Genomic DNA, 19,935 nt, shown 5'->3' with positions numbered 1-19,935 from the left:
TCCAAATACTTACAGAGCCCCCCGTTTATCACCTTTCTTCGATACTTGGTCGGAAGGACCACATGATACTGACAACACCATACACTATGATTACCTCGCCGATACTTCACTATCCCATTTTACTACCAAGACGGCCGCTACCCTACATCTCCGCGCTTACGCACCGAGTATTTCTTGCGAAATAAAAAAACCTAATTATTAATAGTATGTTTTCATTGGACTGACTCCAGCTGCTGTCTTGCTTTCGATAGTAAAGCTGCCATATGGATCCCACGACATCCCCATCTAGATAATGAGACATAACGGGCTCTATCTTAATCTTCCCAGAAAGACTCTTCCTGCCTCTTTCGATCAGTTTCGATAAAACCGGTTGCGATGACACTTATCTCAAAGAGCAGGTAGAGAGGGACGAAAAGCATAATCATTGAAAAGGGATCTGCGGGAGTCATACATGCTGAAAAAACGATAAAGAATAAAATGGCATGTCGCCTGTAGGTGGTGAGCATTTTCTTATCTACAATTCCTAGCTTGGCCAGGATAATGATAACCAAAGGCATTTCAAATGATACTCCGAAGGCCACTAAAAGCTGTAAAACAAAGGAGACGTAAAAGTCTAATGGAATTTGAGCATGCATACCGAAACTCTCACCCCACTCCAAAAAAACAGATAGAGCAATAGGCACTACAAATTGGTAACAGAAAAGAACTCCTAAAAGGAAAAGTACTGCTCCCACAGTAAAAGCAGGAATGAGCATCTTTTTTTCGCTTGGATGTAATGCAGGTAAAACAAAGTCTCCAATAAAATAGAAAAGAAAGGGGCAAGCGAGTATCAACCCGGCAAAGATACCTGTCTTGATAGTGATCGTAAGTGGGTCAATCACATTGAGCATGATGAGATAATCTTGGATATCTAGCCCCTTAGCCTCCACATACTCACGTAGCGGGATCTGTAACAGGGCCAATATCTGCTGAGCAAAGATACAGGAAAGAATCATGCCTAGCACAATGGCAACAGCAGACTTGATGAGCATCCACCGAAGATCCTCCAGATGATCTAAAAAGGGCTTAGAAATGTCAGACATGAAACAAGAGAAGATACCACAAGATGAGCCTAGTTAGACAAACTAAAAAAAGGCCTAGAACAAAGATTTGATCCCTTTCTTGAGAATGCTATCCACATCTTCTTCTCCCTCCTCATCATCAGACAGCCCTTTTTTTAATAGGTTTAAAATATTACCTTCATTCATCTTCAAGATTTCCTCAATGCTCATATCAAGAGGAATAGACCAGCCTGCAACCGTTATAAGGGGATCTGATGTTTTTCCCTTCAAAGTAAGAGGCAAGTGATATTTACCGTCATCCGATAGGCTTACCTGCAGACCCATGATGGTAGATAAAATAGACATCAGTTTTTCCGCATTTTGCGGAGCCAGCACCAATTCTCCATGAAGATCCAGGGTATTTTCAAAACTTACCCAACCTGTCACGGTAAAGTTTACATCTTGAGATTGAGCAACCAAGTCTTTTAAACGCAGCTTACGCTCCCCTAGAGTCAAATTTCCTCTAATCATATCAAACTTCCCCTCTCGAAGCGCATCTACTCCGAGAATTTGACCTAAAAAATGCAGCCTCTTCAACTTGCCCAGTTTTGCTGGGACGATACGAAATGTCCCCGAGCCGGTAAGGTCTTTAGGCTCGGCTAATTTCCCTTTGACTCCCAGATCTAACTGCAATTGACCTTCGAATGTTTCAGGCTTTTGCTCAAATGACTTGAGCATCTCCTCAATGACAATTCCCTCACCCTTCAGTGCAAAATCAAAGTTTGGACTCGCACCGTCAAAGTTAATTTTTCCGTTCCCTTCAAATGCGCCCGAATAACTAGAGCCCTTCAAATCACTAAGCTGGAGAATTTCATTTTCCGTGAGCAGATTGCAGCCCACATCCGTAAACTCCAGCCCTGGTATCACTTTTAATCGCTCTATAGAAATTTTGCCTTGAGCTTTGGAACTTCCTAGATCTACAGCATCTGAAGGAAGTTCATAAGAACTTTCAATAAATAAGTCTCCAACATTTACGAGATGCGATCCGCTCGATGCGGTAACGAAAATATCCCCACTCCGCAAATAAATCTCAGGAATTTTAACCCCTACAGGCTTAGTTTCTTCCAAATTTTCTTTGGGCGGAGCTTCTTGTGAAGCAAAGGGAAGATCCATACTGCCATCCTCTTTCTGATAGATATTAAGTACAGGGTGATTGACTTCTATCGAGTCAATGATTACCCCCTTACCCGACAAAATCGACCAAAGCGAGTACTTGACGGTTATCTTTCCTATTGAGAGAAAATCAGCTTCGGAGTATTTGGGAGAATTAGCAATAGCCAGCCCCTCAATAACAATACCCTTCAACGGATCTAAAGAGGCCTCTTGATATTTTACTTCCGTCCCAACTTTCTCAGATATCTGTGCCCGCACTGCTTCTTTAAACTCGTCTGAGCGCACCCAGGAGTTAAGAGCAAATATCCCTCCCCCTATTAATAAAATAAAAACTAGCAATCCTATGGCTAGTAACATCAGGCCTATTTTGAGACAGCCACCCTTCTTCGATGCACTCATGGTATTCTCTTTTCATTTAATATTTACAGTTATTCTAGGCTTTAGGCTAGCATAGAATAACTCATCTTATTTCTTTTGCATTCGCTGGAGATCCCTAGGGTAGGATACAGAGATAAAGAGCAGGAATACCGAGAAGTGTTCTCATCATATTAGCTATGACGCAGATAGAGTTGGTCGCTGAAAAAATCAGAAGTACCCCAAACATTACTGTGCTGACTGGAGCAGGGATGTCAGCTGAAAGTGGTGTTCCAACGTTCCGAGGAGGTGGTGCAGATAATTTGTGGAATGGTCGCAGGCCTGAGGAATTAGCTAATCCCGATGCATTTCAACTCGATCCGAAGTTGGTGTGGAAATGGTATGACTGGCGCAGGCAAGTCATTGCTAAGTGCCAACCAAACGAGGGTCATCTTTTTCTCTCAACCCTCAGCCGTCACGAGGGCTTTACACTAATTACCCAAAACGTAGATGGACTCCATGAGCGATGTGGCACCATGAATGTTGTTTGCTTTCACGGTTCCATATGGGAAATGAAAATGGCCTTTGACTCAAACCCTGAGCCAAGAGTTTGGCGCAACGAAGAAGTTCCTCTTAACGAAATCCCTCCTCTTTGCCCCGTCACTCATAAATTAGCACGGCCAAACATCGTATGGTTTGGAGAACCCATTGATCCTAAAGTAGTGGGTAAAGCAACAAGAGCCGCTAGCTCATGCGACCTTTTCATAACGATTGGAACATCCGCTCGAGTACACCCTGCCGCTGACTTGATTGAACTAGCCAAAGCTTCAGATGCCTTTACCATAGAAATTAACCCTGAACAAACCCCTGCATCCGGCTTAGTAGATATGGTGATTCAGGCTGCAGCGGTAGAAGCCCTCTCTGCTATCAAAGCAAAATTATAGCCCCCCCCTCTAAAGCCAAATCATATAATGAAAGTTGAAGAAGATGCGCGAAATCTGTAGCTGCTCGAGCCAGAAGGAACGGGACTCTAAGTTTCTTGAGCTCCAAGATCTTATACAGATCCTAAAGTCTCTATAGCATCATTCGAGTTTAAGCTGCTACTCGAACTCGTTGCTTCGGTTTTAGACCTAAGCTCAGAACGAAAAACAAAAAGGGAGGCAAAAGCAATGACCAACCATAAAAACCTTCTGTAGTCAGAATGGTATAGGAACAAACAGATAGATACAAAATACCCAAGAAGACAATATATTCCCTTAATCCTAAGGAAGGAAAAAATTTTTCATGACCCCAACTGCTTTGCGCATGTGGATGAAAATAGGGTTTCTCGCTTTTTGTCTTCAGCCACTGTTCGTCATACTCGCGACGCTTTTCGTCATCATTTAGGATAGCATAGGCTTCATTAACCTTAGACATTCTCTCATTCGCTCTGACATAGCTAAGCGGCTGCGTCATAGGATCATATCTATCTGGATGATATAATTTCACCTTCTGCCGATACGCCTTCCGTATTTCATCTTCAGAAGCTCGGCGAGTAACACCTAGGGTAAAATACGGTGACTGAACTCTATTCGACGATGGCATACTGTAGCTCCATACTGACCATCCTACGACGAACCTCATCAAGATCCTCTCGAAGCTGTATAGACTCTTGGTTTGCCAGCATGAGTTGCGTCCGCAGTGTCTGTATAATCGTCTCATTTTTCAGTTGATCAGCACTGAGGCTCCGCACTTGTCTCTCTAAAACTTGCACAATAACGGCAGCGTCCTTCGTATGAATCTCTGCGCGTCCTAACCTTTGGACATTACTCTCAAGTTTTCTATTTAATCTTGCTAAGGATCTATCTGCGGTAGCTAGCTTGTCAGAAAGCTCTCCTGTCGTTTTCTCATATTCAGCAGTAAATTTACCCCCAGCTAGAAAAGCACATAAGACAAACACGATCAGACTCGTAAGCATCAAAGTTGATCGATCATTATTTTTCATTCGTTCCACTCCATTAGATTTATTCCAATCTACTCACCGTATATATCGACCAGTAAAAGAATGGACTTTATTCAAATATTTTAGAAGTTAGGCCTAGTTCTTCAGAAGGCAGAATGAATCTACAAAAGGAAGAATAAAGCTCTTATTTCCCAAACCAGGCTACTTCCGCCCTTGACATGTCTGAGGATGCGAGCGCCTTCATTGTAACTCGAAGGATGGAATAGAATTTGTAAGAGAGTCGAAGCTCTACCATTGCTCTAAACCGGCTAAGACCAACCAAGTCAAATGGGTAAGGACCTGAATCTCAAAAGACCTTATTTGGAGGCAACGCAATCTTTCTTAAGACCAAATCTCGCATAGATCTTTAAGTCCCATTTGCATCATTCGAGTTTAACCTCTTTCAGCATATAGGAGTTAAATGAATCCGCTAGGATTAATCGATTTTTGTCTCTTAACAAACAAATAATGCATTAAATTCACTATTATAATTTACATGACCCACTAAATTTGTCAGATTATGTAGTATTAACTCATGTAAAACTAACTATTAGAGAACTTATGATCACTAAATCGGCAGATGGCTTTCGTGTGGTTTTTCGGAAAGATTTTAAGATCTTCTCACTAATAGCCTTAGTCCTGGGCTGCGCTGTCTGCATTGCTTTTATTATTACTTACTACGAGAAAGCTGCCTCACCCCTAGAATTCGCAAAAGAGGTAATAGTTCCAACAGTTATTGGAGGGATAGTTTTACTTTTCCTGGCTTTCTTTAGCTCTTTTTTATGCGCTCTATCTAAGCATGGAAACATCAGAAAGACACTCTCAAGAATTATTGGCACTCTGATTGCCTCTCCTTTTTCCTTTGCCAGAATCATCGTTGATGACTTAAGATGCAAATACCTGCTTTCCAAAGCCTGGGAAGAGCGCAACAAAAACTCTGAGCTCTAAAATTCACGTCTTAGGGAAGAAGCCTGTTTACGAGCACTTATCTTGATATGCTTTCGCATTAGAAACTATAGAATAGCTGAAGCTAAATGACTTGATTACAAATCCCTCAGAGACATCAAGGATTAAGTAAGATTCAGCTTTTAGAATAGGTCTAAATAGGTGCATCATTCGAGCTAGACTTGGATCAATCACCTATGCGACAAGCCATGATAAATACAATTCTATAGATATCTATAGCTTGCAACTTGCAAACATACTTTGCATACCGCGCCCTCCTCTTGCAAAAATCTTGAAAGATTGTTATTGGGCCTAAGCAATGAAATGCTCTACATTCTCAGGATGACAGATGGATTCATCATCGTCCTCATTATCCTCATATTCGCAGGGATTGGGGTCGCGGGATGGTATTTCGAAAAGAAGAGAAGAGAGGCCATAGCCGCATTAGCCCATTCATTGGGACTGCACTTCACTCACTCTAAAGATAGGCAATTGATTCATCGCTTAAGTTACCTTGACAAACTCAAACAAGGCTCCAATCGCTACGCCTATAATGTGATCTCTGGTAAGCTACGTGGATATGAGATATTGGCCTTCGATTTTCATTACGAGACCTACTCATCCGATTCGAAAGGTAGACGAAGAACAAACCACCATTACCTATCCTTTGTGACCACTCAACTACCTAGGTCCTTTCCCGAGCTAGTCATTGCCCCTGAGGGCTTCTTCTCCAAAATAATACAGGCTATTGGTTTCGATGACATTGATTTTGAATCCGCAGAGTTTTCCAAGAAATACGTGGTTCGATCTAAAGATAGAAAATTTGCTTATGATTTTTGTCATGCTCAAGTGATAGATTTCTTATTAAAACAGCCTGTCAATCACTTGGAGGTAGAAGGTGATTGCTTGGCTATTTCACAAAATAGACGTTTTAAGGTAGAAGAAGTTCAAGAAAGACTAGATCATCTGATTTCTCTGAGAGAGCTTATCCCTGATTATTTAATTGCACATCCTTCATGATCACCATTATCTGCCTAACCATTGCTATTCTCATTCCGGTTGCTTATGTCGTTGGCCAGTACAATGGCTTAATTACTCTAAGAAACTACATCAAAGAGTCTTGGGCGGATATCGATACCGAGCTCAAGCGTCGCTATGAACTCATCCCCAATTTAGTCGAAACAGTGAAAGGCTATGCAGCTCATGAGAAGAGTGTCTTAGAATCCGTGATTACCTTGAGAAACCAAGCTGCCGCCAATAATGGAAGTGTTAAAGAGCAGTGCGCTAGCGAGCGCAAACTAGTCGCAGGTTTAAGTCAGTTACTTGCAGTAGTAGAACAATATCCCAACCTCAAAGCAAATGAACAATTTTTGCAATTGCAGAAGGAATTGACTCATACTGAAAACAGAATCCAAGCCGCTAGACGCTTTTACAATGCCAACGTTAGAGATTACACAAATAAGTACGAATCCTTTCCCAGTAACCTAGTGGCTCAAGCTTTTCATTTCCCTTCCGTCGACTATTTTGAGATAGAGCGAGCATCAAGAGAACCCCCTCAAGTCAATTTGCCCTAGAACAGACCTTAGGCAAAGCTTCCATTGAGTCTAAACATCCTTGATGCTCACAGATTACTCAAACAACGCAAAAGTAATATTTCTAAATCCACTATATTAAAATAAACGGGGATTGGACTTCTCATCTACTTATATAAAAGCATACTCAAGTTTATGGATAACTCCTTTATTTCATGAAAAAGTTTTTGGCTAGCATTCCAAATAATCTTACATTTAAGAAGTTGCTTAGACAGGCAAAAAAACTCCCTCTGTGGATCATCATACCAACCGGTCTTATCATCAGCTTACCCGCCTTGTTTTTCTTCTATTACTTTTTCTGGGCACTGTTTTTTGACCTAGATGAAGTCAGCCACATGCCTGCAACTTCTATCATTTATGATCGAAATGGTTATGTCATGCAAAGAGTTTATGAGCAACATCGCATCCTAGTTAAAGCCGAACAAATTCCGAAGCAATTAAAACAAGCTCTTATTGCTCGGGAAGATGAACGTTTTTATTGGCACCCTGGATTTGATCCTTTTTCTATAGTAAGAGCGATTGCCTCAAATTATACGAGTGGAAGAGTTGTCTCCGGGGCTTCTACCATCACCCAGCAGCTGGCACGAAATTCAGCGGGAATCAATGCCCCTACATTAGACCGCAAACTAAAAGAACTCTTCCTTGCTTTACGTATAGAACTTGCCTACTCCAAAGATGAAATCCTTCTTTATTACTTTAACCGTGTTTTCTTTGGCAGCCATCTTTACGGTATTGGTTCTGCGTCAGACGCCTATTTTGGAAAAAAACCACAAGACCTTAACTTATCTGAAAGTGCTATGCTTGTTGGTATTATTGCAGGACCCAATCTTTTCTCACCCTGGAAAAATCCTGAACAAGCAAAAAAAGTTAGAGACTTTACACTAGATCGCATGGCTACTGAAGGTTTTATCTCTTCAGAAGAAGCATCTAAAACCAAGGCAAAACCATTGATTCTAAGGCCGAGAATAAATATTCCTGGTTCCTATGCTGTCCATGCCATCATGAACACCATACCGTCTTATCTCACTCGCCGCCATATTTACAGAGGAGGTCTTCATATTCATACAAGCATTGACCTGGCTTTCCAAAAAAGCGCTGAACAAGAAATGGAAAAACAACTTGTCGCCATTGAAAGCCGTAAGGGATACAAGCACATGACACGTCATTCTTGGCAAAAGAAGCACGGAAACACACCCAATAAAAGCAGTCAAGCACCTCCCTATCTACAGGGATCTTTTGTTGCCATACGCAATGTTGACGGCGCTATACTCTCTCTAGTGGGCGGAAGAAGCTATGAAGAAAGCTCCTATAATAGAGCCCTCTTTGCGGAGCGACAAATTGGTTCCACCGTCAAACCTCTACTCTATGCCCATGCCTTCAATGTTTTGAACTGCTCAGCTTTTACTAAAGTAAATGCCGAACCTTTTGATCTTAAAAACCCTTTCAAGGAGTATAGAAAACTCCCGAGGTCACAAGGAAATTATCAAACCATCCGAAAAGCACTTGCTACCAGTAATAATTATAGTGCGGTTCGTTCGGGAATCTATTCCGGTCTCGATAGCTTATCATTCTTTTTAGGCCACGTTTTTGAACGTGAAGTGCCAGCCCTTCCCTCTTCCTGTCTTGGAGCTTTTGAAATGAGTCCTCTAGCGCTAACCAGTGCTTATACTCTGTTCCCTAACTACGGAATTCAGATCAAACCACATCTCATTACCAAAATAGAGACGTCTGACAAACAGACGCTTTATGGTCACATTGACGATCGAAGACGGGTGCTTTCGCCGCAAATCAGCTTTCAGGTGATTGATATGATGCAAAGCGTGGTGGATGAAGGTTCCGCTCGTTCCCTTCGCTCCACTTGGAAAATCAAAGGTCCATTTGGGGGCAAGACGGGAACCACCAATGACTATAAGGATTCTTGGTTTATTGGATTCAATAGCGAAATAACTGCTGGAGCTTGGGTAGGCCTAGACAAACCACAAACCATTATTCCTTCTGGCTACTCTTCAAGAATTGCCGTCCCAACTTGGGGACGAATCATGAAGATCGCACAGAAGCATTATCCCGCTAGAGATTTTCCACCTCCTCCCGGACTTATCCAAGTCAAAAAGATTCAGGAAAAAGGATTTTGGATTTTTAAGAAAAAGCAGATAGTTGGCCGCTCAGAATATGTTCGAGAGGAACAAAAAGATAACATGCTTCTCCTCTTGAGCCAGGAAGAAATAGAAGACCTTAAAGCCTATACTTACCGAACAAATCGCAAAACACTGACGAATCGAATAAAAAAATGGTTAGGCTGGCAAGAGAAACGAAACGAACAAGACTTTGCTGTGATTCATATGCCCTCACCTGAGGAGCAAGCATCCATCAATGATAACATCAAGACCGAAGCTCCCAGGGCTGAGGCTCAATAAATGGTTACTCTCTATTCTTGGAGTCTAAACAAATAGTAACGGGGCCTTCATTGATAAGAGCTACTTTCATCTCTGCACCAAAGATACCCGTTTTAACTTCGCGACTTATCTCAGCACTTAGTTTCTTAACGAAGGCTTGATATTTTTCGTTAGCCTCCTTGGGTTTTGCTGCACGGTGGTAAGATGGTTTGGTCCCTTTCTTCACGCTTGCCAATAAAGTAAACTGGCTAATGACTAAAGCTTCACCTTTAGTTTCCAGAAGAGAGAGGTCACCGACGCCTTTTGCCTCTTCGCTTTCAAAGAGACGCAATCCACATATTTTCTTTATTAGCCAATCCATATCACCTTGCTCGTCACCTTCCGTGACACCAACAAGAATTAAAAGCCCGCCACCAATAGCAGCATGAAGCTTTCCGTCTATGGTAACGCTCGCTTCACTAACTCGTTGTAAAACCGCTCTCATAAAATAGTGAAAGCGCAAATAGACGGCATGAGACGCCAAAACAATCCACACTGCCTATCATGCCACTCTTCCAATTTTCCTAGGCAACTAATTTCCTGAAGAACTTCTTACCGCTTTGTAAAACCTCACCACCCTTGACTTCAATATTTGCTTTAAAGTCAGTAACTTTCTCTCCCTCAATTTTGACAGCACCTTGTTGCACCAAGCGTCTAGCATCTGAACTACTTTTAACCGCTCCAGCTTCTTGTAAGAGTTTGCTAATCCAGATAGGGTTTTCAGAAATTTGATGCTCTTCTAAGTTAGCAGCATTCAAGTCTTTCTTAGAGAACTTAGTTTCAAAATCAGTTCTCGCTTGCGCACCAGCTTCTGCTCCGTGGAATCTAGCGACAATGCTAACTGCTAATTCTTTCTTCACTTCCATAGGATGTTCTGGTGCTTGCTCAGGCAGTCCATAAGCATTCCCAAGCATCTTGCGCCATTCAGTCATGGTTTCGTCAGAAATCGACATGACTTTGCCAAACATATCATGGGGAGCATCAAGAATTCCTACAGCATTTTGCAAGGACTTACTCATCTTCTTTTCGCCATCCGTTCCAGTCAAAATAGGTAATACCATGACGACCTGGGGCTCTTGTCCATTTGCTTTTTGCAAATCACGCCCTACTAAATTATTAAAAAGTTGATCATTCCCCCCAAGCTCGAGATCCGACTCCACCATGACTGAGTCATACCCCTGCATCAAAGGGTACTGGAATTCGGTCAAGGTGATAGATTGCTTATTCTCATAGCGATTGCGAAAATCCTCTCGCTCCAAAAGCTGTGCGACCGTCATCTGCGCGTTTAGTTTTAAAACATCCGCATAACCAAACTTGTCAAACCACTCGCTATTATAACGAATTTCCGTTTGATCTTTTTTCAGTACTTTAAAAACTTGATCTGTATAGGTTTTAGCGTTCTCTTTTACTTCTGTCGTTTCAAGCGCTGGGCGAGTTTTAGAACGACCCGTTGGATCACCAATCATAGCCGTATAATCCCCAATAATGATGACAGCGAGATGACCAAATTCTTGAAACTGGCGAATTTTGTCCATCACCACAACATGGCCCAAATGCAAATCTGGTGAAGACGGATCAAATCCCAATTTAACTCTGAGCTTCTTTCCCTTTTTAATCTTTTCTAACAATGCCTCCTCTGAGTGCGTTTGGTTCACACCAGAAACTAAAATTTTTAATTGCTCTTCCGCAGTAGTCATCAATTAATTCCCCCAAGGAATTATAAAAGCCCGGTGGCATCCCACCGGGCTTTTATTAAAAAAAGTTATAATAAAAAAAGTTCCTATTAAGATTCTTCTCCCGGGCGGAATTCTTCCTCTGCCTTTTCGAAAGCTTCGCTCATCGTTCCAAGCATATCGCCAGCGCGCATGCTTTCTAATGCTTGGCGCTCCTTCTCTAGCTGCTCTGGAGTATAATCCGCAGCCTTCATAGAAAGGCCAATGCGACGTTCTGTTTTGTCGACTTTGATCACTCTCGCAGAAACATCATCACCAACATTGAGCACATCCTTCACTTTCTCTACCCGTTCATCGCTGATTTGAGAAATATGAACCAACCCATCAATTTCATCCGCTAATTGAACAAAAGCTCCAAAGCTAGCAACCTTGGTAACTTTACCTTCAACAAGGTCACCAATCTTATATTTTTGGTCAATTTCTTTCCATGGATCATCATTGAGTTGTTTGACACCCAAACTAATGCGCTGATTCTGCTTATCGATCCCCAGGACCTGTGCTTCAACCTCTTCATTCTTCTTAAGCACTTCCGAAGGATGATTGATTTTACGAGTCCATGAGAGATCTGATACATGGATCATCCCATCAATTCCTTCTTCTAACTCAACAAAGGCACCGTAAGCCGTTAGATTACGGATAATTCCCTTAACTGAGCGGCCGATAGGATATTTCATGTGAATTTCATCCCAAGGATTGGACTCCAGTTGACGAACACTCAAAGAAAGTTTTTGGTCTTCTTTGCTTACTTCAGTCACAACAGCAGTGACAATATCGCCTGTAGCCAAAACATCTGAAGCACGGGCGATGCGCTTAGTCCAGGAGAGCTCAGAAACGTGAACTAGTCCCTCTACACCCTCTTCCAGCTCTATAAAGGCACCATAAGGAACGAGGCTTGTTACTTTACCTTTGACTTCCGTAGTTACAGGATATTTCTCAGCAATTTTCTCCCATGGATTCTCAAAACGTTGTTTCAACCCGAGAGAAACACGCTCTTTCTCGCGGTCAATTTCTAAAACCATCACATCCAGTTCTTGTCCAATTGATAACTGCTCTGATGGATGTGTGATCCGTCCCCAACTGATGTCCGTGATGTGTAAAAGCCCGTCCAAACCATCTAGGTCAATAAAGGCTCCAAAGTCTGTGATGTTCTTGATCACCCCCTTAACGACAACACCCTTCTCAACTTTGGAAAGAAGTTGTGAGCGTTTCTCAGCACGCTCTGCTTCAATCAATTCACGGCGCGAAAGAACGACGTTCTTGCGCTCTTCATTAATCTTAACAATCTTACACTCCAGAGTTTGATCCTCATACTCTTTAAGATTCTTTGGAGGCATGATATCAATTTGAGAAGCTGGCATAAAGGCCTCAACTCCCACATTTAACATCAAACCACCCTTAACAACTTTTCGGACACGGCCCTTGACATTTTGTCCTGCCTCAAAGGCTGCCACAATTTTATCCCAATTTTGCTTCTGAGCTGCTTTTTGGTAAGACAAGACGACCATGCCTTCGTCGTCTTCTAATTTTTCCAGAAGAACTTCAATCTCCTGACCAACTTCTACTTCAGAGGGCTCTTCAAATTCATCGAGACCTACAGCTCCCTCAGACTTATAGCCAATATCGATAACGACTTCTTTAGGGCGCTTTTCGATAATGGTGCCGTTAATAATGCTACCTTCTTTAAAATTTTGCAGGGAAGCTGCTAGTAGTTCTTCAAGATTTTTCATAAGATACGGTAAGGCAAGCGAATGCTGTATATAAACAAGTCAATCACCCGAATACGGCGGTGTTCGCTTTCCTTGAAATGCTAAACAGGAAACTGTTTGGCCAGATAATATATAATTATAGTGTTAATTTCCTGCCGTCTCATACTTATGAAACTTTCAAACAGGGTTGTGGATGCTAAGATACTTACTTCGGCCGGGCAAGGCTTATTTTTAAGCCTTAAACCCGAACATTTTAAGCTCCTCTCCTCAATCCTTATTTTCTGCGATTTGACCGAATAGAAATAAAATAGCTAGGCTAACTTTCCTATTGCTTCAAAATTAGCCCCTAGCTACCCTAATATTATGAATGGTTCGTTGTTTCTTGCTTTTGGGATGCCCGGTGGCTGGGAATTTGTTCTTATTTTCCTAGCTGTTTTGCTTCTTTTCGGTGCAAAAAGACTCCCAGAGCTGGCAAGAGGTATTGGGAAAAGTCTTGGTGAATTCCGCAAAGCAAAAGCCGAATTTGACCGAGAGCTCCATACAGCCGGGGAAGAAGTTTCCAAGGAAGCTAATGAAGTTAAGAAGAGCATCGAAAAAGCGGCTGGCGATGAGCAGAAAAAGCCTAAAGGATAGCGTTAATCCTTAATAATTAGCTTCAAAATACATATCAAAGTCAAACATATCATGCCGTAAAGCGTAATCCATATTCCGTAGCTCAGCTCGACGTGTAAGATAATCCGTTCACCAAACGATTCATTTAGCTTCCACCTCAAAATTAAATAATAAATCAAGCAGCCTAGTGCTGTAATCGTATAAAACAAACGCGGAACCTGATTAAAGACCAATCCCAAAGAAATTACTACCGCTAAGATGGGAGCTAATGCTATCGATCCCATAGTAAATTTAGCATCCTCTGACCCAAGCAACATATTAATCCATGCTCTGGCTAATTGATTGGAAATATCCTCTTCCACTACGGTCATAACCAATTGAAACCCAGATAGCCCCTGACCTGGGGACCTAAACAGAAGATCCCATTCCCTCTCGCGCATCAGGACCCAGTCTTGTAAGAAGCCATCTTCTTCATCTTCAGCAATTTTCTCCACTAAAGAGCTTACATGACCGATCAATGAAGCGGGCTCCAATCGCGCCCAAGGAAGAAAAAATGCTAGAATAACTAAACTAGCAATTATCCAGCCAACCATTGGAAGCCATTGTTTTTTATTACGAGTCGTTTTTCTCCTTGGCATCGTGTTAATTAAAAAAGCTCTGGTTATCACTAACACCTTTGAAACAAAGGCATATTGGTAAGTTTGCCAGTATTATTAGAATATGATATATTTCTTGGCTTTTATCTGCAAAATTTTTATTTAACTATGTCTATAGCCTCTGACAATCTTCAAGATACACAAAACAAACAGGATGATCGCAATATCTCGATTAACAAGGTAGGTGTAAAGGGACTTAAGCATCCTGTCTCTGTAGCTGATAAAGCTAGAGAACACCAAAATACGGTAGCCACCATCGCTCTATCCGTAGATCTACCCCACCACTTCAAAGGCACGCACATGTCACGTTTTGTCGAAGTGCTAAATGCGCATGGTTCACTCATAAAGGTGCAAAACATTCCTGATATTCTAAAAGCCTTACAGCAAAAGTTAGATGCTCGTTCTGCCCACCTAGAGCTAGAGTTTCCTTATTTCGTCGAAAAATTAGCACCAGTCACTGGAGCGATGGGACTTATGGACTATATATGTAGGTTCGATGCAGAGATGCATGGTGATGAACTAGCATTTAAATTAATGACCACCGTTCCGGTAGCAACTCTATGCCCTTGCAGTAAAGCTATTAGCGAGAGAGGTGCTCACAATCAACGAGGCTATGTCACTCTCGAAGTTCTCTTGAGAGAAGATAAACATGTCTGGTTAGAAGATCTTATTTCATTAGTCGAAGAGTCAGCTAGCTGCGAACTGTATTCTCTCCTCAAGCGACCTGACGAAAAACACGTTACCGAGATGGCTTACGATAACCCAGTATTTGTGGAAGACTTAGTCCGTAACATTGCGATCCGCTGTAACAAACATCCAGATATTTCGTGGTATAAAGTTGAAGCAGAAAATATGGAAAGCATTCATAATCACTCGGCCTACGCTATGATCGAAAATCATCTGTAATCCATATTATAACTTTCTTTCAAATTGTAATAGAGTGGATGTCTTGACAAATGTAGACTGAATCTATGAATCGGGAAGTTTCACGAAAAGAAAACTACTGGGCTATGGCGGCTCATTTAGGAACACTCTTAGGCTGGAGTATCTTACCACTGATCAATTTTGTTATCCCCTTCATTATTTGGCAGATCAAAAAAGATGACATGCCCTTTGCTGCAGAACAAGCAAAGGAAGCGCTCAATTTTCAAATTACCTTAGTTATTTACATGATCATATGTCTGCTCATATGTATTACCATAGTCGGCCTAGTTGTCAGTCTACCCTTATTGTGGATAATACCCATCCTGGAATTAGTCTTTACAGTAATTGCAGCCACCCAAGTCAGCAAAGGTGTTAGCTACAGGTACCCTGCTGCCATTCGCCTAATATCTTGAGACACAAAACCGCATACAAGGCTCTACAACATTCATGGTAAAGCCTCTTAACGAGTTGTAAGCGGCAGCCTTAACTACCTACAGCTTGTCTAGCGGCTTCGGCTAATGGTGTAGACAAGTAGCGCTCTCCTGTCGAACAGCCAATGGTGACAATGAGTTTACCTTTATTTTCAGGTCTCTTTGCAACTTCCATAGCTGCCACCACGTTTGCACCTGCCGAAATACCTACGAGTAACCCTTCTTCTTTAGCTAAACGACGAGCCATCTCAAAAGATGCGTCGTTGGATACCTTAATTACTTCATCAACGATGTCTAAGTGAAGATTGTCAGGAACAAAACCTGCCCCTGTGCCTTGGATCTTATGTGGTCCGGGTGTTAACTCCTCTCCATTCTTCGTTTGAGAAATAACTGGAGAATCCTCAGGCTCTACCGCTATGGAAACCAGGTCAGATTTGCGCTTCTTTATCACCTCACTGACACCTGTGATTGTTCCACCAGTTCCCACTGCTGATACAAGGATATCAATTTTCCCATCAGTATCCTTCCAGATCTCCTCAGCAGTTGTCTTCTGATGAACAGTTGGATTGGCAGGATTTTTAAATTGCTGGGGCATCCAAGAATTATCGTTTTCTGCCAACAATTCTTCAGCTTTAGCTATGGCACCCTTCATCCCCTTAGCAGCAGGTGTTAAAACGAGTTCAGCACCTAGCATAGCCAGGAGCGTTCTGCGCTCTAAGCTCATACTCTCGGGCATGGTCAATATAAGTTTATATCCCTTAGCGGCAGCTACAAAAGCTAAAGCAATTCCAGTATTCCCAGAAGTTGGCTCAATAATGGTTGTTCCAGCCTTTAGTCTACCTTCCTGCTCAGCGGCTTCAATCATTGCAGCACCGATACGATCTTTTACGCTGCCTAACGGATTAAAAAATTCACATTTAAGCGCAATGGTCGCATCCACACCTTCAGTCACGCGATTCAGTTTTACCAATGGGGTTTTTCCAATGGTCTCAACAACATTGTTGTATAGGGGCATATTGGGTTCCTTCTCGTTTTAATTAGATTTTTGATCCGATATTCGTTATTACTATCGCCAAGATGAAAGCACTAATTCTAGCGGCTGGCAAGGGTACACGTATGCGTGAGCTCACAAAATCAGTTCCTAAGCCTATGATTGAGGTGTGGGGGAAACCTATTTTGCAACATATCATAGAAGGCTTGCGGGATAAAACAGCTATCCGAGACTTCTTTATTATTACAGGCTTCCAAGCAGAGATCATTGAAGCGTATTTCGGTAGTGGGTCTTCTTTCAATGTCTGCATGCATTATGGAAGGCAGGAGGTTGTAAATGGAACTGGCAAAGCACCTGAGGTGGCTAAAGAGTGGATTGGTGATTCTCCTTTTATACTTGTCTATGGAGATATCTTAGTCGATCAAACAGACTACGCTAATATACTAGAAGTTTTCACTCATGATGGTGTGATTACCGTTCGGAAAGGTGAAAACTTAAAATCAGGAGGAGCAGCCGTGTTTAACAACGATTTCTTTCTGAAAGATCTGGTTGAAAAAGCAAAGCCTGGAACAGTCTCTACTCCTTGGTATAATGCTGGTATCTATGCGTTTAAGCCAGCATTATTCAAATACACTGCTACATTAGAGAAATCGCCTCGTGGCGAATACGAACTTACTGATGCCATAAGATCCATGGCTCAGGATGGACTTAAAATTAAAGGCCTCGAACTTAAAGGCCATTGGGCAGATGTGAGAGATCCTGAAGTTTTAGCACAACTCAATGCCTCAAATGCTATGCCAAAGGTAAACGAAACCAAATAGTTGTTCCTTTACCAAGCTTACTCTCTGCCCAAACCTCACCTTTATGTAAATTGATGACATGCTTTACAATAGATAGACCCAATCCCGTACCACCCAAATCACGTGATCTGGCTTTATCTACTCGATAGAAACGCTCAAAAATATGTATGAGCTTTTCTCTTGGAATACCAATTCCATGATCCATCACAAAGCAATCAATAGACCGTTTTTCTGAGTTAAACTTTGCTCCGAGAATTATTTTTTCATTCTCAGCTGAATACTCTAATGCATTCTCTAATAAGTTATAGACTACTTGCTCAAGCTTAAGAGGGTCTCCCTCTATAGATTCTACCCCCTTACCAATATCGAGAACTAATTCACATTTCTTCCTAGAAAAAAGCATATCCCAATCTTCCTTAAGCCTCACAAAAAATTGCTCAATATTCAACGTCACCATAGAAAGTTCAGGGCGACCTGATTCCAGCCTTGCCAAGGTAAGAAGATCGTTCACCAGCGCAGTAAGTCGGTTAGAGTGCCGGTTTAGGGCATGAAGAACTCGACTGCTATCTTTTGCTTGCAAATCAGGCGTTTCCAATAATGTTTCCAGGTATCCTCTAAAAATTGAAAGCGGTGTTCTCAGCTCATGGGAAACGTTTGTAACAAACTCTTGTCTTACTTGCTCTAGTTGTTGGATACGGGATATATCATGAAAAACCACGACAACTCCAGATAACTTACCATGGGTGTCATGTAAAGGAGCAGAATTCATCTCAAATATTCTGCCCATTCGCTCCTCATCAACCAAATCTGAAAGCTCAATTTCCTGCAAATGTCCGCGCTCTTTCTGATTTGTTTCATCTATGGCTTTTAAAATGATAGGATGTCTTAAAACTTCAATAACTGTCCGTCCTACCACTTCTGCTTTGAAATGAAACATCTCTTTAAGGGCTTCATTTGCCATCAAAATTCGGCCTGTTGTATCTACTACCATCACCCCTTCGACCATGCTTGATACAATTGCTCTCAAGCTAAAATTTTCTGCCTCAGCATTTCGCTCAAGATCTTTTAAACGATGCGCAATGGCCTCAAGATTACGTGTAACTTGAGCTAAACCGAACTTCCCTTTTGCAATAAAACCAGTTGGCACTTCTCCTAGTGCCATTTCGTGCGTTAATTTCCTAATTACTGCGATTGGCTGAAGCACCTTGTAGTATAGAAAGGCTGCCACAAATATCAGGAAAACAATCGCTGTTAAGATGAGATACCACATAGGAGATACTAGAGCATACGATAAAAAACCCTCTGTGAGATCCTTTAAGCTGTTTTCGCTTCAGCCCTCTTCTTCCTAACTTGATACAAATAGAATCATCTAGGCTTAACCAATCAGCTATTAGATTGCCATAAGCATTGATTCACTAATGCGGTATCCAACTCCGCGGACTGTTTCAATGTAGTCAGAAGCAACACCTAGCTTTTCCCTTAAGCGCCGAATATGCGTATCGACGGTTCGAGTATCTATGACACTCTCATATCCCCAAACATCATTCAATAGTCGATCTCTACTTTGAACTCTTCCGCGTCTTTCCATCAAAATAGCTAGAAGTTTGAACTCGGTAGCCGTAAGGCATAACATCTCACCTTGGACGGTTACTTCATGCTTCGCATGATCCAATATGAGTTCTCCAATCTTGACACGTTCCGCAGCCTCTACAGGACCTTTACTGCGTCGCAAGACTGATTTTATTCTCAAGATAAGCTCGCGCGGACTAAAAGGTTTAGACACATAGTCATCCACACCTAGCTCAAGTCCAACAATGCGATCAACCTCCTCAGACTTTGCAGTAAGCATAATAATAGGGATTTGAGAGGTAAGTGTTTCCTTCTTCAGAGCCTTGCAGACCTCTAAGCCAGGAACTTGCGGAAGCATCAAATCTAATAAGATCAGTGCAGGCATTTCAGACCTAGCTTTAGCTAAACCGATTTGACCATTTTCTGCTGCAATCGGGATATAACCAGAAGCTTTTAAGTTCATGGCCACTAAATCTAGAACATCTGGTTCATCTTCTATTACAAGGATTTTAGAACTCATATCTCTCCGTTTACTTTATTCACTAGGGAAACTTTCTGAAAATTCTATACTTCAATTGTTACAGCATGGTGACAATTTGAATATTTTACCCATTTCCATCACCATTTCATGTCATTATGGCAGATTGGAGCCTTCATTTATCCATTTTAAATAAGCTTCTAGGCCATTCTCAGCATCAAAAAAGAGCAATTCAGGGCAATCGTAAGGGTGCAATAGCCTAAATCTTTCCTTGAATTTATCCACTAATTCCTTCTTAAGTTTTATAAGCAATAAGACTTCATTTTCCAGCTCTTGGTTTCCTTTCCAAATGTAGTGTGATTCCACCCCTGGTATAATTGAAATACAAGCTACTAGCTTATCCTTTAATAACTGACTAGCTAACTGCCTGGCTATCTCTAGTGTTGGCGCAGTAGATAGCCCTAGCTGAACTAACCCCCTGGATTCCATCATAATCAAAAGTATTTATAAATTAATTG

22 protein-coding genes are annotated in these 19,935 nt (G+C 41.8%); 10 read left to right on the top strand and 12 right to left on the bottom strand.

Annotated elements, in window-relative coordinates; translation table 11 throughout:
- Nucleotides 1-202, top strand: a 202-nt coding sequence (locus AAGA18_09935; GenBank protein MEM9445659.1) for a hypothetical protein, incomplete at its 5' end; no start/stop codon positions are given.
- Between the two features lie 112 nt (nt 203-314).
- Here AAGA18_09935 and tatC read toward each other — a convergent pair.
- Both tatC and AAGA18_09925 read right to left on the bottom strand, forming a co-directional pair.
- A complete protein-coding gene (gene tatC / locus AAGA18_09930; protein ID MEM9445658.1) occupies nt 315-1,082 on the bottom strand; it encodes a twin-arginine translocase subunit TatC in 768 nt (255 codons plus the stop codon).
- A gap of 54 nt (nt 1,083-1,136) precedes the next feature.
- The gene (locus AAGA18_09925) at nt 1,137-2,612 is read right to left on the bottom strand and encodes an AsmA-like C-terminal region-containing protein (protein ID MEM9445657.1); all 1,476 of its coding nucleotides are present in this window, start codon (nt 2,610-2,612) and stop codon (nt 1,137-1,139) included.
- A gap of 155 nt (nt 2,613-2,767) precedes the next feature.
- Here AAGA18_09925 and AAGA18_09920 point away from each other — a divergent pair, with 155 nt between their 5' ends.
- Nucleotides 2,768-3,511 (top strand): NAD-dependent deacylase, encoded by a 744-nt coding sequence (locus AAGA18_09920; protein ID MEM9445656.1) that lies wholly within the window; start codon nt 2,768-2,770, stop codon nt 3,509-3,511.
- Between the two features lie 148 nt (nt 3,512-3,659).
- Here the strand turns inward: AAGA18_09920 and AAGA18_09915 are convergent, their stop codons facing one another.
- Nucleotides 3,660-4,151 carry a J domain-containing protein gene (locus AAGA18_09915; GenBank protein MEM9445655.1) on the bottom strand — a complete coding sequence of 164 codons (492 nt, stop codon included), beginning with the start codon at nt 4,149-4,151 and terminating at the stop codon, nt 3,660-3,662.
- Nucleotides 4,135-4,551: a hypothetical protein gene (locus tag AAGA18_09910; GenBank protein ID MEM9445654.1), complete on the bottom strand. Its 417-nt coding sequence runs from the start codon at nt 4,549-4,551 to the stop codon at nt 4,135-4,137. Before AAGA18_09910 ends, AAGA18_09915 begins: the two co-directional genes overlap by 17 nt.
- Nucleotides 4,552-5,109: 558 nt before the next feature.
- On the opposite strand from AAGA18_09910, the gene AAGA18_09905 reads away from it, so the two are divergent.
- From AAGA18_09905 to AAGA18_09890, 4 genes are all read left to right on the top strand, one after another.
- Nucleotides 5,110-5,496, top strand: a complete 387-nt coding sequence (locus AAGA18_09905) for a hypothetical protein (GenBank protein ID MEM9445653.1) — start codon at nt 5,110-5,112, stop codon at nt 5,494-5,496.
- Nucleotides 5,497-5,817: 321 nt separating this feature from the next.
- Nucleotides 5,818-6,513, top strand: coding sequence for a hypothetical protein (locus AAGA18_09900; GenBank protein ID MEM9445652.1), 696 nt, complete (start codon nt 5,818-5,820; stop codon nt 6,511-6,513).
- Nucleotides 6,510-7,067, top strand: a complete 558-nt coding sequence (locus AAGA18_09895) for a LemA family protein (GenBank protein MEM9445651.1) — start codon at nt 6,510-6,512, stop codon at nt 7,065-7,067. Before AAGA18_09900 ends, AAGA18_09895 begins: the two co-directional genes overlap by 4 nt.
- A gap of 173 nt (nt 7,068-7,240) precedes the next feature.
- On the top strand, nt 7,241-9,499 hold the full coding sequence (locus AAGA18_09890; GenBank protein MEM9445650.1) for a transglycosylase domain-containing protein: 2,259 nt from the start codon (nt 7,241-7,243) through the stop codon (nt 9,497-9,499).
- A gap of 4 nt (nt 9,500-9,503) precedes the next feature.
- Here the strand turns inward: AAGA18_09890 and dtd are convergent, their stop codons facing one another.
- The 3 genes from dtd to rpsA form a co-directional block, all read right to left on the bottom strand.
- Nucleotides 9,504-9,962 (bottom strand): D-aminoacyl-tRNA deacylase, encoded by a 459-nt coding sequence (gene dtd / locus AAGA18_09885; protein MEM9445649.1) that lies wholly within the window; start codon nt 9,960-9,962, stop codon nt 9,504-9,506.
- A 79-nt stretch (nt 9,963-10,041) separates the two neighbouring features.
- Nucleotides 10,042-11,214: a tyrosine--tRNA ligase gene (tyrS, locus tag AAGA18_09880; protein ID MEM9445648.1), complete on the bottom strand. Its 1,173-nt coding sequence runs from the start codon at nt 11,212-11,214 to the stop codon at nt 10,042-10,044.
- A gap of 86 nt (nt 11,215-11,300) precedes the next feature.
- Entirely contained in the window at nt 11,301-12,977 is a 1,677-nt protein-coding gene (gene rpsA / locus AAGA18_09875) for a 30S ribosomal protein S1 (protein MEM9445647.1), read from the bottom strand.
- A gap of 342 nt (nt 12,978-13,319) precedes the next feature.
- Here rpsA and AAGA18_09870 point away from each other — a divergent pair, with 342 nt between their 5' ends.
- Nucleotides 13,320-13,589: a twin-arginine translocase TatA/TatE family subunit gene (locus AAGA18_09870; protein ID MEM9445646.1), complete on the top strand. Its 270-nt coding sequence runs from the start codon at nt 13,320-13,322 to the stop codon at nt 13,587-13,589.
- A 2-nt stretch (nt 13,590-13,591) separates the two neighbouring features.
- Here AAGA18_09870 and AAGA18_09865 read toward each other — a convergent pair whose 3' ends face one another.
- A complete protein-coding gene (locus AAGA18_09865; GenBank protein ID MEM9445645.1) occupies nt 13,592-14,206 on the bottom strand; it encodes a hypothetical protein in 615 nt (204 codons plus the stop codon).
- A 126-nt stretch (nt 14,207-14,332) separates the two neighbouring features.
- On the opposite strand from AAGA18_09865, the gene folE2 reads away from it, so the two are divergent.
- Entirely contained in the window at nt 14,333-15,130 is a 798-nt protein-coding gene (gene folE2 / locus AAGA18_09860; GenBank protein ID MEM9445644.1) for a GTP cyclohydrolase FolE2, read from the top strand.
- A 65-nt stretch (nt 15,131-15,195) separates the two neighbouring features.
- A complete protein-coding gene (locus tag AAGA18_09855) occupies nt 15,196-15,561 on the top strand; it encodes a DUF4870 domain-containing protein (GenBank protein ID MEM9445643.1) in 366 nt (121 codons plus the stop codon).
- Nucleotides 15,562-15,631: 70 nt separating this feature from the next.
- Here AAGA18_09855 and cysK read toward each other — a convergent pair whose 3' ends face one another.
- Nucleotides 15,632-16,594 (bottom strand): cysteine synthase A, encoded by a 963-nt coding sequence (gene cysK, locus AAGA18_09850; GenBank protein ID MEM9445642.1) that lies wholly within the window; start codon nt 16,592-16,594, stop codon nt 15,632-15,634.
- A gap of 62 nt (nt 16,595-16,656) precedes the next feature.
- Between cysK and AAGA18_09845 the strand changes: the two genes are divergently transcribed.
- The gene (locus tag AAGA18_09845; protein ID MEM9445641.1) at nt 16,657-17,391 is read left to right on the top strand and encodes a nucleotidyltransferase family protein; all 735 of its coding nucleotides are present in this window, start codon (nt 16,657-16,659) and stop codon (nt 17,389-17,391) included.
- Here the strand turns inward: AAGA18_09845 and AAGA18_09840 are convergent.
- The 3 genes from AAGA18_09840 to cutA form a co-directional block, all read right to left on the bottom strand.
- Nucleotides 17,363-18,532, bottom strand: a complete 1,170-nt coding sequence (locus tag AAGA18_09840) for an ATP-binding protein (protein ID MEM9445640.1) — start codon at nt 18,530-18,532, stop codon at nt 17,363-17,365. The genes AAGA18_09845 and AAGA18_09840 overlap by 29 nt on opposite strands.
- 228 nt (nt 18,533-18,760) lie before the next feature.
- Entirely contained in the window at nt 18,761-19,459 is a 699-nt protein-coding gene (locus AAGA18_09835) for a winged helix-turn-helix domain-containing protein (GenBank protein MEM9445639.1), read from the bottom strand.
- Nucleotides 19,460-19,573: 114 nt separating this feature from the next.
- On the bottom strand, nt 19,574-19,909 hold the full coding sequence (cutA, locus tag AAGA18_09830; GenBank protein MEM9445638.1) for a divalent-cation tolerance protein CutA: 336 nt from the start codon (nt 19,907-19,909) through the stop codon (nt 19,574-19,576).
- Nucleotides 19,910-19,935: the final 26 nt, after the last annotated feature.

The organism is Verrucomicrobiota bacterium, assembly GCA_039192515.1.
GTDB lineage: Bacteria > Verrucomicrobiota > Verrucomicrobiia > Methylacidiphilales > JBCCWR01 > JBCCWR01.
Note: the sequence above shows the minus strand (reverse complement) of the source record. Positions and strands in the feature narration are given on the sequence as shown.